Origin of the sequence: Rhodanobacter ginsengiterrae, from assembly GCF_050026815.1 — a bacterium.
GTDB lineage: Bacteria > Pseudomonadota > Gammaproteobacteria > Xanthomonadales > Rhodanobacteraceae > Rhodanobacter > Rhodanobacter ginsengiterrae.
In genome coordinates this window covers 103,512-115,672 of record NZ_JALBWO010000049.1, presented here as the reverse complement: position 1 = coordinate 115,672, position 12,161 = coordinate 103,512, and the positions used below count along the sequence as shown (strand labels likewise).

Annotated in this window: 7 protein-coding genes; 5 read left to right on the top strand and 2 right to left on the bottom strand. The window is 65.5% G+C overall.

The features are described 5' to 3' along the window. Positions 1-76: 76 nt before the first annotated feature. Complete coding sequence (locus ACQGNJ_RS06190; RefSeq protein ID WP_426688365.1) at positions 77-1,474, bottom strand: amidase; 1,398 nt, start codon at positions 1,472-1,474, stop codon at positions 77-79. A gap of 170 nt (positions 1,475-1,644) precedes the next feature. On the opposite strand from ACQGNJ_RS06190, the gene ACQGNJ_RS06185 reads away from it, so the two are divergent. From ACQGNJ_RS06185 to ACQGNJ_RS06165, 5 genes are all read left to right on the top strand, one after another. Further along, positions 1,645-3,255, top strand: a complete 1,611-nt coding sequence (locus ACQGNJ_RS06185; protein WP_426688364.1) for an electron transfer flavoprotein-ubiquinone oxidoreductase — start codon at positions 1,645-1,647, stop codon at positions 3,253-3,255. A gap of 120 nt (positions 3,256-3,375) precedes the next feature. Next, positions 3,376-5,355: a glycosyltransferase gene (locus ACQGNJ_RS06180; protein WP_426688363.1), complete on the top strand. Its 1,980-nt coding sequence runs from the start codon at positions 3,376-3,378 to the stop codon at positions 5,353-5,355. 50 nt (positions 5,356-5,405) lie between these two features. Then, positions 5,406-7,466, top strand: a complete 2,061-nt coding sequence (locus tag ACQGNJ_RS06175) for a glycoside hydrolase family 99-like domain-containing protein (RefSeq protein WP_426688362.1) — start codon at positions 5,406-5,408, stop codon at positions 7,464-7,466. A gap of 108 nt (positions 7,467-7,574) precedes the next feature. Continuing rightward, complete coding sequence (locus ACQGNJ_RS06170; protein ID WP_426688361.1) at positions 7,575-8,321, top strand: electron transfer flavoprotein subunit beta/FixA family protein; 747 nt, start codon at positions 7,575-7,577, stop codon at positions 8,319-8,321. A gap of 102 nt (positions 8,322-8,423) precedes the next feature. Beyond that, positions 8,424-9,368, top strand: coding sequence for an electron transfer flavoprotein subunit alpha/FixB family protein (locus tag ACQGNJ_RS06165; protein WP_426688360.1), 945 nt, complete (start codon positions 8,424-8,426; stop codon positions 9,366-9,368). A gap of 154 nt (positions 9,369-9,522) precedes the next feature. Here ACQGNJ_RS06165 and ACQGNJ_RS06160 read toward each other — a convergent pair whose 3' ends face one another. After that, the gene (locus ACQGNJ_RS06160) at positions 9,523-12,135 is read right to left on the bottom strand and encodes an LTA synthase family protein (protein ID WP_426688359.1); all 2,613 of its coding nucleotides are present in this window, start codon (positions 12,133-12,135) and stop codon (positions 9,523-9,525) included. Positions 12,136-12,161 lie beyond the last annotated feature (26 nt).

Below are 12,161 nucleotides of genomic sequence, written 5' to 3'. Positions count from 1 at the left end.
ATGGCATATGCCGCTTGCTGGCCGGCGTCGCGGGCCGACCGCTCGCGCGCAACACACGGCCGATCGGCATGCGCTCTCAGGCGATCACCGGATAGGTCGGATCGGCGTCCAGGGTCGCCGCGCACACCGCCGCCAGTTCCAGCAGGCGCAGATCCGAGCCGCGCGCACCGACCAGTTGCAGGCCCACCGGCATGCCGTTCGGCAACGTTCCCATCGGCAGGCTCACCGCCGGACAACCGGCCAGGCTGGCGAAACTGGTGAGATCGGCCTGCGAGTCGGGCACCGGGCCATCCAGCGGGAAAGCGCCCTGCGGCGTGGTCGGCAGCACCAGCACATCGACCTGGGAAAACAGCCGGCGCATCTTCAGCGTGGCCGCGTCCAGCACGCGATCGGCCGCGGCATAGTCCGCGGCGCTCTTGCCACCGGCATAGTCCAGCATGTGCCGAAAACGGTCCGACACCGGATATTCGGCATTCGCCAGATCCGCGGCGAAGGTGCCAAGCATTTCCGCCTCCATCAGCAGCAGCCCGGCGCGCCGGGTACGCGCGAAATTCCAGTCGTCGAAGTCGACCGTGCGCCGATCACCCAGCGCATGCGGCAATTTGGCCAAGGCCGACTCGAACACCTCGATCACCTCCGGCTCCACACCCACCGCCGCCAGGTCGGGCAACAGGCCCGTGCGCAGATTGCCCGGCTCCCAGTCCGGCAAGGCGAATGCGACGCGGCGCCGACGCGAACGCGCGTCATCGGCGTCGTAACCGGCAAGCACCTGCAACAGCACGGTGAGATCGTCGGCGCTGCGTGCGAGCAGGCCGACGGCATCGAGCCGACGCGCCGCCGGCACCAGGCCGCGGGCGGAGATTTCGCCATGCGTCGGCTTCAACGCATAGACACCGCAGTAGCTGGCCGGAATGCGGATCGAACCCAGGCTGTCCGAACCCACCGCGGCCACCGCCAGGCCGGCGGCGACGGCAGCCGCCGCCCCGCCGGAGGAACCGCCGGCGGTATAACCGTGTCGGTGCGGATTGTGGGTGGCGCCGAAGTGCGGGTTGTCGGTGGTCGCACCGAGCGCGCCCTCGTCCATGTTGGTCTTGCCCACCAGCAGCGCGCCGGAAGCGCGCAGACGCGCCACCACGTGCGCATCCTCCTGCACCGGCTTGCCGCGACCGGGCAACCCCACACGCGTGGGCCAGCCGGCGATGTCGAAATTGTCCTTCACCGCCAGCGGAATGCCATCCAGCCTTCCGATCACGCCATCACGGCGGCGCCGGTCGGCCAGTTCCGCCTGGTCCTGCAGCAAACCGGCGCGCTGATCGACATACGCATGCAGTTCCGGATCCAGCCGTTCGATCGCCTGCTGGTAGACGTCGGCCAGCGCCCGTGGCTGCACCCGCCCGATGGCCAGCCAGTGCAACAGCTGGCAAAGCGAGGCACGACGCAAGTCGAGATCGGCGATCGGCGGCATCGAATTCATGAAAACTCCCTGGCTCAATGCCCCGATTATCGCCGCCCCGGGTGAAGTGATTGCAAGCGGTGTCGCAGCACGCGTTGCCGCGCGGCAGCCGAACCCGGACAATGGTGCCTTGTCCATACCCCGACGCACGGCAGCTGCCTGCGCTTCCACCTCGCACCAGGGAGTCCGCCATGAGCGAACGCGAAACCATGGAATACGACGTCGTCGTCGTCGGCGCCGGTCCGGCCGGGCTGTCGTTCGCGATCCGCCTCAAGCAGTTGAAGCCTGAGGTGAGTGTGTGCGTGATCGAGAAGGCCTCGACCATCGGCGCGCAGATCCTGTCCGGCGCGGTGATCGAACCGCAGCCGCTGGATGCCCTGCTGCCGGGCTGGCGTGACAACCCGCCACCGATTTGCGTACCCGCGGCCGAGGACGAGTTCTGGCTCTTGAGCAAGGACGGCGGAACCAAACTGCCGGTCCCCCCGGGCATGCGCAACCACGGCAATTTCATCGTCTCGCTGGGGGCGATGTGCGCCTGGCTGGCGCCACAGGCCGAAGCACTGGGCGTGGATGTCTTCCCCGGCTTCGCCGCCGCCGAGAACATCTACAACGACGACGGCGCGGTCGCTGGCGTGCGCATCGGCGACATGGGCGTCGCCAAGGACGGCACGCACAAGCCCGGCTACACCGAAGGCATCGACATCAAGGCGAAGGTCACCGTGCTCGCCGAGGGCGCGCGCGGCAGCCTGACCAAGCAGCTGATCAAGCGCTTCAATCTCGACGCCGACAGCGATCCGCAGGGCTATTCCATCGGCATCAAGGAGCTGTGGCAGGTGCCTGCCGGCCGCGTGTCCCCCGGCAAGATCGTGCACAGCATCGGCTGGCCGGCCGACAGCCGCACCTACGGCGGCAGCTTTCTGTATCACCTGGACAAGGACCGCGTGGCGCTTGGCTACATCAGCGGACTGGATTACAGCGATCCCGAATACAAACCCTGGGAAGCGTTCCAGCAGTGGAAGAACCATCCCCACGTGAAACCGTTGCTGGAGGACGGCACCATTCTCTCGGCCGGCGCGCGCGCGATCGTCACCGGTGGCTGGCAATCCCTGCCGAAATGCGAAATGCCCGGCGCGCTGCTGATCGGCGACACCGCCGGCCTGCTCAACGTACCCAAGATCAAGGGCACCCATCAGGCGATCCGCAGCGGCATGCTGGCGGCCGAGCATCTGGCTGCAAACGAGCTGAGCGCAGCCGGCTTCGACGCGAAGCTGCGTGGTTCGGCGGCGATGGCCGAACTGAAGAAGGTGCGCAACATCAAACCCGGATTCAAGAAGGGCATGTGGCACGGCCTGCTCAACGCGGCATGGGAGACCGTCACCTTCGGCCTGTCGCCGTGGACGCTGAAGAACAAGGCCGACTGGTCCAGCCTGCACAAGCTCCGCGAAAGCGAAGAGCCGAAACGCGACTATGTACAACGCACGCTGGCACCACGCGATCGTCTGGCCGGCGTCTACTTCGCCGCCACCGAACACGACGAGGACCAGCCGATCCACCTGCACGTGGCCGACACAAATATCTGTGCGACCACCTGCGTCGAGGAATACGACAATCCCTGCACCCGCTTCTGTCCGGCCAACGTTTACGAGATGGTGGCAGATGCCGGCACCCCGCATGGCAAGCGCCTGCAGGTCAACGCGGCCAACTGCGTGCATTGCAAGACCTGCGACATCAAGGATCCGTACGAGATCATCACCTGGGTCACGCCGGAAGGCGGCTCGGGGCCGAATTACCAGAATCTCTGAACGACCGGGGGCAGTCCGCTGATCGGCAATCTGCACTGGCGTCTGAGACGCCTCGGCTACCTGTGGCAACGCACCCGCGGCAGCATCGCGCTGCGCGGCTGGCGCGGCACGCTGGCACGCATGCGGCAGGAATTCCAGTCGCGCCCCGCCCGCGATGACGCGCTCGACCTGCTGCCGCTGGATGCACCGTTTGCGCCATTCGCGCTGAGCGTCAGCGAGCAGCCGCAGGTCTCGCTGATCATTCCGATCCACGGCAAGCTGGCGTACACGCTGGCCTGCCTGCGCTCGCTGCAACGGCACGGCGCCCAGGCAGCGTTCGAAGTGATCGTGGTGGACGATGCCTCGCCCGATGACAGCGCCGCAAGGCTGGCCCAGGTCGGCGGCCTGCGCCTGCTGTGCAACCCCGGCAACCTCGGCTTCGTCGACAGCTGCAACGCCGGCGCGGCAGCGGCTCGCGGCGAGTTCCTGTTGTTCCTCAACAACGACACCCAGCTCACGGCGGGTTGGCTGGATGCGCTGCTGCGCTGCTTCGCCGACCACGCGGATTGCGGCATCGCGGGCAGCAGGTTGGTGTACCCCGATGGACGTCTGCAGGAAGCCGGCGCGCTGGTGTTTGCCGATGGCAGCTGCTGGAACACCGGCCGCTTCGAGCCACGCCAGGCTGCCGCATTCCGCTGGCGGCGCGAGGTCGATTATGTCTCCGGCGCGGCCTTGCTGATCCGCCAGGAAACGTTCCGGCGCATCGGCGGCTTCGACAGGCGTTATGCTCCGGCGTACTACGAAGATGTGGATCTCGCGTTCGCCGTGCGCCAGCTCGGCCTGCGCGCGTATTACGAACCGGCGAGCACGGTGATCCACTGCGAGGGCATCAGCGCCGGCACCGATCTCGAACGCGGCATGAAGCGCCACCAGCGGCCCAACCAGGCGAAGTTCGTCGACAAATGGACAGCGGAGCTGGCGGCCCAGCCGCCCGTGGGCACGCCGATCGGGCAGGCGATCCGCTGGCGCCGACGCGGCCGCGTGCTGGTCGTGGACGCGATGACGCCGGAGCCGGCGCGCGATTCCGGCTCGCTGCGGCTGTGCGCCATCCTCGGCCTGCTCGACGAGCAGGGCTGGAGCACCGCCTTCCTGCCCGATGACGGCCGCGCCAGCCCCGCAGAGATCGACGCACTGGGCGCACTCGGCTGCGAGGTGTTGTGCAAGCCCGAAGTGGCGGATCTGCCGCAGTGGCTGCGCCAGCAGGGCCACGAACTGCACGCGGTGATCCTGTGCCGGCATACCGTGGCCGGCCAGTACGCCGCTGCCGTGCGCCGCCACGCGCCGCAGGCGCGGCTGATCTTCGACACCGTCGACCTGCATTTCCTGCGCGAGGGTCGCGCCGCCGAACTGGGTGGCAGCGCCGCCCTGGCTCGCCAGTCGGAAGCCGCGCGTCGCAGCGAACTGGCGCTGATCGAACAAGCCGACGTGAGCCTGGTGGTCAGTCCGCACGAACAGGACCTGCTGGCGCAACTGCTGCCGCAGGCGCGGGTGGAACTGCTGTCGAATATCCACACGGTGCACGGCTGCCAGCGTCCGCACGGCCAGCGTCGCGACCTGGTCTTCATCGGTGGCCACGGCCACCCGCCGAACAGCGACGCGTTGCGCTGGATCGCCACGGAGATCCTGCCACGGCTGCGCGACGCCCTGCCCGACATTCGCGTGCACGTGCTTGGCGACATGTCCGATGCCGCGCGGCGCGAACTGGCCGTGCCCGGCATGGAGCTCCACGGCCGGGTCGCCGATCTGGCGCCGTGGCTGGACGCCTGTCTGGCGTCACTCGCCCCGCTGCGTTTCGGTGCCGGCGTCAAGGGCAAGATCAACATGGCGATGAGCCATGGCGTGCCGGTGATCGCCACGCCGATCGCGGTGGAAGGCATGCGCCTGACCGATGGTCGCGACGTACTGGTGGCCAGCGATGTCGCCGGCTTCGTCGACGCTGTACTGCTACTGCAGCGCAACGAAGCACTCTGGCAGCAGCTGTCGGCCGGTGGTCAGGACAACGTGCGGCAGCACTTCTCCCCGGCCGCCGCCGCGGCCACCCTGCATCGGGTACTGGATTGACCCTGCGCGCCGCAGCACCGATGCTGCGGCATCATCATTGACCCTCCGCCATGTTCGTTCGCCAACTCGCCAAGCGCTGTCTGTTCACCGTGCTGCGCACCGGTTTTCGCCTGACGCCGATGCCGGCGACCACGCGCGACCGGCTGCGCCAGCGCTTTCTTGACCGACACGCCGATCTGCTGCCGGCCAGTCCGCGTGGGCAGCAGGTAAGCGGCTGCCGCGTCGAACATCGCCTGCGGACCTGCGCGGGCGCACGTGCCATCGGTTTCGTGCCGCACCGTGGCGGCGACCTGCCGACGGCGCTGCCGGCGACCGTGGTGGCGTTCTACCTGCCGCAGTTCCATCCGATTCCCGAGAACGACGCCTGGTGGGGCGAGGGCTTCACCGAATGGCACAACGTGACCCGCGCACTGCCGCAATTCGAGGGACACGCACAGCCTTGCCTGCCCGGCGAACTGGGCTTCTACGACCTGCGCCAGCCCGACACGATGCGCCGGCAGATGACCCTCGCGCGGGAGTACGGCATCGGCGCGTTCTGCAGCTACTTCTATTGGTTCGCCGGCAAGACCCTGCTGGAACAGCCGCTGCAGCAATGGCTGGCAGACCCCACACTCGAGCTGCCGCTGTGCCTGTGCTGGGCCAACGAGAACTGGTCGCGCCGCTGGGACGGTCGCGCCGAGGACATCCTGATCGGCCAGCAGCACAGCGCCGCGGACGACCTCGCCTTCATCGCGCATGTCGCGCGCTATCTCGCCGATCCACGCTACCTGCGCATCGACGGCAAGCCGTTGCTGCTGGTCTATCGCCCCGGCCTGCTGCCGGATGCGAAGGCCACGGCCGAGCGCTGGCGCGCATGGTGCCGCAACAACGGCATCGGCGAGATCCAGCTGGGTTACGTGCAGAGCTTCGATCGCGCCGACCCGCGCACGATCGGCTTCGACGCCGCCATCGAATTCCCGCCGAACAACACCACGCTCGAACCGATCACGGCACGCCAGCAGCTGCTCAATCCGGCCTACCACGGCGACGTGCATGACTGGCGCGAGCTGGCACGGCAGGCCATCGCGCAGGCCGATCCCGCTTACCCGCGCTATCCCGGGGTCAACCCGGGCTGGGACAACGAGCCACGGCGCAGCGGCCGCGGCCGGGTGTTGGCCCATGCCTCGCCGCGCGGCTACCGCGACTGGTTGCGCCACGCCGTGACCGTCGCGCAGCGCCGCTTCCCGCAGCAGCCCCTGGTCTTCGTCAACGCCTGGAACGAATGGGCCGAGGGCGCGGTGCTGGAGCCGGACAGTCGGCTCGGCCATGCCTGGCTCGAAGCCACCCGCGCCGCGCTGCAGCCGGCACCGAGCCCGGACCCGCGACCGTGCGCGGTGATCCACATCTGGTATCCCGAATTGCTCGACGAACTGGTTGCCGCGCTGCGCCAGAGCGGCGTCGACTGGCGCGTGGTGATCACCACGGCCGATGAGCGTGAACATGCCGTACGCGCACAGGCACGGCAACTCGGCCTCGATGCGGAGATCGAGGTGTTCGAGAACCGTGGACGCGACATCCTGCCCTTCCTGCACGTTGCCAACCGCCTGCTCGATGAAGGCGTGACCACCGTGCTCAAGTTGCATGGCAAGCGCTCTTCCCATCGCCAGGATGGCGAGATCTGGCGCCGCGAGTTGCTCGACCGTCTGCTTGCCCCGGAGCGCGCCAGCCGCATCGTCGCGGCGTTCCGTGATGACGCGCGCCTGGGGCTGGTGCACGCCGAAGGGCATCTGCAGCCACTGGACTATTACTGGGGCGCCAACCAGGACAACCTCGACTACCTGACCCGCCGGCTCGGCATCGCCGCGCCACAGGTGCAAAGCGACAACTTCATCGCCGGAAGCATGTTCTGGCTGCGGCCAGCGGCCTTGCGTCCGCTGCTGGACGCGCATCTGGAGAGTGCCGGATTCGAAGCCGAAGCGGGTCAGCTGGACGGCACGCTGGCACACGCGGTCGAGCGGGTGTTCTGTCTGGCCGCCCGGCATGGCGGGTTTGTTGCGGCCAGCGCGACAAACCTGCTCGGAATGTCCGACCCGCCCGCCGGCACGTATCCCTTTGCGCGGCGCAGTAATTGACCGCTGCGGCTCCATGCCACTGGGCCCGGTTTCGTACATTTGTTTGATGACGGTTAGAATGCACGTTTCCGCGCCCTGACAAGGGCCAACGAGGCAAGGAAATCGCAGATGAAGATTCTGGTCGGCTACAAGCGCGTCGTTGACTACAACGTGCGTATCCAGGTCAAACCCGACGGCAGCGGCGTGGTCACCGATGGCGTGAAGCTGTCGGCCAACCCGTTCGACGACATCGCGCTGGAAGAGGCACTGCGCCTGCGCGAGAAAGGCGTCGCCGAAGAAGTGATCGTGGTCGGCATCGGCCCGGCCGACCTCACGGCGCACCTGCGCAATGGCCTGGCAATGGGTGCGAACCGCGCCATCCACGTGGTCACCGTCGATGCCGTGCAGCCGCTGACCGCTGCCCGCGTCTTCCTCAAGCTGATCGAAAGGGAGCAGCCGGGCCTGGTGATCCTGGGCAAGCAGGCGATCGACGACGACGCCAACCAGACCGGCCAGATGCTCGCCGCGCTGTGGGATCGCCCGCAGGCCACCTTTGCCAGCAAGGTGGAAATCGCCGACGGCAAGGCAACGGTGACCCGCGAAGTCGACGCCGGCCTGGAAGTGATCGAGGCGGAACTTCCGGTCGTGATCACCACCGACCTGCGCCTCAACGAGCCGCGCTTCATCAAGCTGCCCGACATCATGAAGGCGAAGTCCAAGCCGATCGACACGATCGAGTTCGGCTCGCTCGGCGTCGAGGCGCACGATCATCTCAAAACCACCCACTATGCCGCACCAGCCAAACGCAGCAAGGGCGTGATGGTGAAGGATGCCGCCGAGCTGGTTGCCGCCCTGAAGCAGAAAGGTCTGCTTTAACCCACATCCCCTGCAGGAGCCCACCCGGTGGGCGATGCCTTTCGCCAACCCCAGGAACATCGCCCACAAGCTGGGCTCCTGCAAAAAGCTTCGGAGACAACCATGAGCAAGATTCTCGTCATTGCCGAGCACCTCGGCGGCAAACTGAACTCTTCCACCGCCCGCGCCGTAAGCGCTGCCATCGCGGTAAAGGGCGAGACGATCGACGTGCTGGTGCTCGCCGACAACGTCGATGCGATCGCTGCGGAAGCGTCTAAGATCGATGGTGTGAGCCGTGTACTCACCGTCGCTCGCGCCGAGAATGCGCATCCGCTGGCCGCCGTGCTGGCCCCGCAGATTGCCCAGGCGGCCGGCGGCTACAGCCACGTGTTCGTGCCTTCCACCACCTTCGGCAAGGACGTGGCGCCGCGCGTTGCCGCCCTGCTCGGCGTGGCCCAGGTCAGCGACGTGATGAGCGTGGAGGCTGCGCACACCTTCAAGCGTCCGATCTATGCCGGCAATGCGATCATCACCGTCGAAGCCGACGCCGCCCACACCGTCGTGGCCACGATCCGCTCGGCCTCCTGGCCGACCGCCGCCACCGGCGTCAACAGCGCACCGGTCGAGGCATTGGGCATCGACGCCAGCCTGCCCACGCACACCCGCTTCATCGAACTGAAGCAGGGCAGCAGTGACCGACCCGACCTTCAGAGCGCCAGCAAGGTCGTCTCCGGCGGTCGCGGCGTCGGCTCGAAGGAAAACTTCGACATCATCTTCAAGTTCGCCGACAGGATCGGCGCGGCCGTGGGCGCCTCGCGCGCCGCCGTCGACGCCGGCTACGTGCCCAGCGACCTGCAGGTCGGCCAGACCGGCAAGATCATCGCCCCCGAGCTGTACATGGCGATCGGCATTTCCGGTGCGATCCAGCATCTCACCGGCATCAAGGACGCCGGCACCATCGTGGCGATCAACAAGGATGGCGAAGCGCCAATCTTCGAGATCGCCGATTTCGGTCTGGTGGGTGATCTGTTCAAGATCATTCCGGAGCTGCAAGCAGCGCTCGGTTGAAGTGCCGCGGCAGGCATCCCTTGCGCCTGCCGCATGGTCGATCGGACGGAAATCGGAATCAGGCCTCCGGTGCGGAGGCCTTGCGTCGGCAAACCACGATCCGCCGGCAACAGGGTCGGCGTCGGATCGGCCGTGAGCCGCGATGGGCTGGAGCCTAATGCCAGAATTTTTCCCACCACGAGCGTGGTTCCCTATCGACCTCCATCGAAGGGACGCTTACATAGAACCAGTCACAGCTGCTATTCCCGTCCTTCTCCACATCCAGACGAAGTCGGCTTACATCATCCAGATGGAAACTGAGCCGCTCGGCGGAGTCCGGCGTTACCGTCAACTTCCTTAGCGGCACGCCGTCGGCACTTACGGTGAATACAATTTTTCCGGCATCAGGAATGGCCTTGCAGGCGGCATCCATCGGCTGGATTCTCGCATCGAGCGTTATCGACACGACATCCGATGCGTCAAATTCCAGCCATGCCGAGGATTTTTCGGCGGAATGAATGAACAGGGCATCGCCATCGATGCGATGAATGGAGACCAGCCCATCCCGCCGACCGCGCTCATGGGCCATCACGTAATCGAGGTTCGCCCCGGGCGCCTCGCCGATCCTGGTTCTCCGTCCTTTGGCGAGGTTGCTCAACCCGCAACCGATCTCGCCGCACTGCATCTGGATCGCCCTCAGAATGAGCCTCTGGCCAGGGGTGTCCATTGATGTCGCAATGCTCAGCTGGCTAACTCCGGAAACGTCGAGCGTATCGACCTCCGTTGATGAGGACGCCACAAGCGTGTCAAGCAGCGTAATGCCGTCACCGCTGACCACGACATGAGCCGGATTGGCCTTCGCCGCGTCGGGCAGATCCTGCATGTAGAGCCGTGCGGTCAGTCTGGATACACGCTTTTCCAACGGCAGGACAACTACTGAGGTCTTCTGAGTTCCGTTCAGCAGCAGGATGCCAGCGGCATCCACGTGCACGGTTTCGGCATCCGGTGATTTCGCCATGTATTGCATCAGATACTTGGCGCTGTCGGAGACGTTCGCGATCCTCAGCTTCGAACTTTCTGTCTTTCCTGCGTCTGCGTATATGTTGCGCGCAGCGACATCCGCATAGTCCTCAAGCAGGGTCTGTTTCCGGTCGGAGGGCAGGGTCTGGTCTGTTGCAATCATCGAGGCCGCCTCGCGATTGTTCAGCGCATCGTCGCCTGCAAGAAGCGCGGCCTTGGCCACCCACCCACCGAGCAGATAGCTGGGTATCCGTCGCGGCAGCGCTGGAACCGGGAAGTTGGCCCAGACCTGCAGCGGCGGGAAATGGCTCTCTGGAGGCTTGCCATCCTTGAAACAAAGTTTGTCGTATATCGGCGTCAAGCCAGGCAGATGATCTCCGTAGATGACGGCAATAGTCGGCCGCTTGCGCTTTGACAGCGCATCCGTCAGCAGCTTCCAGCTGCGGTCGGCGTCGATGGATCTGGACAGATAATCTGCAAGCTGGGCGCGTGCCGGATCACGCAACTTCGCGGGAATCATGCTGAAAACATCAGGGCGATCGGGCTTGCTTCCTCCCCATGGCCCATGGTTTGCAATGGAGATGGCGAAAACGAAACCGGGGGTACGGGATGCATTCAATTCTGAAACAACCGACTGCATCAGGGCATCGTCGGTGACGAATCCGTGCGTGCCCTGATCGCCAGGCAGGTAGGCATCAATGTCCACGAACGTGTCGAAACCCAGCAGCGGCATGACCAGCCCCCTGCGCCAGAAGCCCCTCGACCCGGGGTGCATGACGATGGTGCGGTAGCCAAGCCGACTGAGCTGTCGCGGCCAGGCATTGATTGGATGGTTCACCAATTCATAGTAGGCAAACATCGATCCCTGAAAGAATTTGACTGGTGCTCCACTGAGCACCTCAAATTCGGTCTGAAGCGTGCGCCCCCCAAAAACGGGCACATCAAGTTCGCCAGAAGACGCACCTTCGCCATCGACATGATCGAGAAATGGCCGGGCCTGCATCCCGCAGAGTTGCGATGGCTCAAACAGGGACTCGCTCTGCACCACAACGATGTCCGGCAGCAAACGGGTGCTGGCATCGGCATGCACCCGCTGGAGCCGTGCAACTGTCTCGGGCGCCTGCCCGAAAGCGGCGACTGCTCGCGTATCCACCGGGGTTTTCACGTCGTCGGTGGAGCGCAAGCCAAGCAGAATATTGCCCATCACTCCTGCAATGCGAGCTCCGTAAGGCTGAACATATACCTCCCAGCCGATCGCCGGATTCACCTTGGTGCTCGTACCTGTCACCAACACCAACAACATCATCATCGCGAGGGTCAGCACCGGCAGACGCAGCCACCAAATGCGGCAACGCGCCCAGCCGACCCGATACAACAGCACCAGGACTGCCGGCAGGAAGACCAGCAGCAGAACGGCCTGCCAGAACTTGACGTGGACAAAGCCCAGTACGAGCTTCGGATCCAGTAGCAGCGACGACACGATCTTGAAGTCCGCGAACACCAGGTTCGTGTGCAGAAATCGCCACTTGACGTGGTCGACCAGAGCAAACAGCGCGAAAACCACAAGCGAGATAAAGGCCGAAAACAGTGGCCGGCCACTCAGCCCCCAGAGCACGGCGAACAGCAGGACAGGGACAACCGCATTGAGTGCCTGCGCAACCAGGGGAGAGCCGATGCCCAGATAGGGGTCGATCCAGGTGCAGCAGCCGGCTGTCACGACCAATGCCACCACGAAGCCGCATACGGGCCTCAGCCACTCATTCTTCAAGTCAAATCCCCTTGGCTTGATTGGCA